This window comes from Teichococcus vastitatis (assembly GCF_003604215.1).
Lineage (GTDB): Bacteria > Pseudomonadota > Alphaproteobacteria > Acetobacterales > Acetobacteraceae > Pseudoroseomonas > Pseudoroseomonas vastitatis.
The window spans coordinates 1-574 of the sequence record NZ_QXGS01000229.1 but is presented as its reverse complement, the minus strand read 5'-3'; the positions used below and the strand labels follow the sequence as shown (position 1 = coordinate 574).

Annotated in this window: 1 protein-coding gene; it reads right to left on the bottom strand. The window is 69.2% G+C overall.

Features of this window, described 5'->3' with window-relative positions; translation table 11 throughout:
- Positions 1–12: 12 nt before the first annotated feature.
- On the bottom strand, positions 13–574 hold a 562-nt coding region (locus D2K64_RS24045), incomplete at its 5' end, for an IS630 family transposase (RefSeq protein WP_120010950.1).

The window sequence follows — 574 nt, the reverse complement described above, 5'->3', positions numbered from 1 at the left end:
ATACCGCCGAGCTTATGAAGTGACCTTTCTGATCCAGGGAGAGTTGGTGAGGGATTGGAGGCGGTCTGGGGTGAGGTGGTTCCAGGCTTGGCAGCAGGCGTCGACGAGGGCGGCGTTGTTGTCGAGCAGGCGGTGGGACAAGAACTGCTCGCGCAAATGGAGCCAGACGCGCTCGACCGGGTTCAGCTCGGGCGCGTAGGGCGGCAGCGGCACCAGAGTGACGTTGTCGGGCACGCGGAGCTGACGCGAGCCGTGCCAGCCCGCTTGGTCGAGCACCAGGACGGCGTGGACGCCGGGCGCGAGGCTGTCGGCGAAGCGCTTGAGGAACAGGTTCATGGCCCGGGTCGAGACCATGGGCAGGACGAGGGCGAAGCCCTCTCCGGTGGCGGGCCGGACAGCGGCGTAGAGGTAGGTCCAGTCGTAGCGCTGATCGCATAGGCCGCGGGGACGCTGCCCGCGCATCCACCAGCGCCGCCCTGTGCGGCCTTTCTGGCCGACGCGAGCCTCGTCCTGGAACCACAGCTCGATGCGCTGGCCCGGATGGTCGGCCGCGACCGCGGCTACCGCGCGGCGT